The organism is Streptomyces sp. NPDC058231 (assembly GCF_042882275.1).
Lineage (GTDB): Bacteria > Actinomycetota > Actinomycetes > Streptomycetales > Streptomycetaceae > Streptomyces.
Genome location: NZ_JBHVWN010000033.1, coordinates 1 through 1395, shown reverse-complemented (window position 1 = coordinate 1395; position 1395 = coordinate 1). Strand labels below are relative to the sequence as shown.

The 1395-nt window shown below is 73.0% G+C and carries 2 protein-coding genes; one reads left to right on the top strand and one right to left on the bottom strand.

Annotated elements, in window-relative coordinates:
• Positions 1 to 122 precede the first annotated feature (122 nt).
• Positions 123 to 830, bottom strand: a complete 708-nt coding sequence (locus ACFVXE_RS21815) for a uridine kinase (protein ID WP_389673242.1) — start codon at positions 828 to 830, stop codon at positions 123 to 125.
• Positions 831 to 894: 64 nt separating this feature from the next.
• Between ACFVXE_RS21815 and ACFVXE_RS21810 the strand changes: the two genes are divergently transcribed.
• Positions 895 to 1299: a hypothetical protein gene (locus ACFVXE_RS21810; RefSeq protein WP_389673240.1), complete on the top strand. Its 405-nt coding sequence runs from the start codon at positions 895 to 897 to the stop codon at positions 1297 to 1299.
• Positions 1300 to 1395: the final 96 nt, after the last annotated feature.

Here is a 1395-nt window from a genome sequence, read left to right as displayed (position 1 = left end):
CCCTCCCGGACACCCCGTCCCCCACGCGGTTGGGGGCAGGGGTGAGGGTTCAAGCCGCCTGCTGGGGGGGGCGCCGGGCGGCCCCCGCCCTCCCCCATGACATGTGATCCGAACGGAAGGCCTCAGCCCGCCTCGCGCGCCGCCGGCACCCGTCGGCAACGTCCTGCCGCGGCCGCCGCCACGCGTCCCAGCGCCTCTTCCTTCCCGCACGGATGGGCGCCCAGCATCGTCTGCCGCGCCACGATCCGCCGTTCCGAGCGCATCAGCCGCCACCCCCGCCGCAGCAGGAACGGCACCGATTTGCGGCCCTCGCGCAGATCCCGCAGCAGCCTGCGGCGGAACGTCGTCGTCGGGCGCCCGCGCAGGCACAGCGCGTCGGCCAGGACGCCCAGCTCCTGGCACCGGGTGACTATGTCCGCAGCGAAGATGCCCTCGGCGACGAAGAGCGGCGTCCGCTCGATGTGGAGCGCCTCGCGATCGACCCGTGAGCTGGTGGCGATGTCGTACACCGGGACGTTCGTACGCCCCGTCCGGCACAGCTCCACGATGGCGGAGACCGCCGTGTCGGCGTCCCAGGACTGCGCGGAGTCCCAGTCGATGTCCGCGCTGCCCGGGACCAGCGGCAGGGTGGGGTCGTCGCCCTCCTTGTAGAAGTCGTCCAGCCGCAGCACCGGGAGGCCGGTGCGGGCGGCGAGGGAGGACTTGCCGGAGCCGGAGGGGCCCGCGAGCAGCACGACGCGGGTCGGGATCGGTTGGGAACTCACAGGACACGAGTGTGAGGCATTGACCCGCGCAGGGGATCCCCCGGTGCCCGTGTTGGTATCCAGCATCACACCTCAACTACTCTACGCGCACAGATGATTACTGGACCGGTATCGATCAGGTGGGAATCACATGGCACGTCACGCACTGTCCACATCCCGGCGCCGGGCACTGCTGCGCGCGGGTCTGACCGTCACCGCGGTGGGAGCCGCGCTCGGTGCGGGAGGAGCCGCGGCCCAGGCGGCGACGGTGCCCGCGGCGCCCGTCACGGGTGCCGACAGCACCCTCGATGCGGTCGGTGACGCGACCACGGGCGCGTTGACCGGGGCGCTCGGGAACGGGATCTCGCCTGCCACGAGGCTGCAGCTCGACCCGCTGGCCAAGACGGGCGTGGACCCGCTGACCAACGGTGTGGGGGCGCAGATCGCCGACTTCAAGCCGATCACCACGGGCATCATCACCGACCCGCTGACCAGCGGAGGTGCACTGAACGACCTGCCGGTGGTGGGGAAGGTGATGGGGCTGCTGCACGCCTGACCCCGGCGCACGGGCCCGGGGGCCCCCGCCCCCCCGGGGGAAAAGCGGTGCGGGGCCCGCGGGGGGCGGGGAGTGAGGGAGGGACCGCACCCCCGC

Coding starts and splice junctions, on each gene's coding strand:
- ACFVXE_RS21810 (WP_389673240.1), top strand. CDS start 895: ATGGCACGTCACGCACTGTCCACATCCCGGCGCCGGGCACTGCTGCGC.
- ACFVXE_RS21815 (WP_389673242.1), bottom strand. CDS start 830: ATGCTGGATACCAACACGGGCACCGGGGGATCCCCTGCGCGGGTCAAT.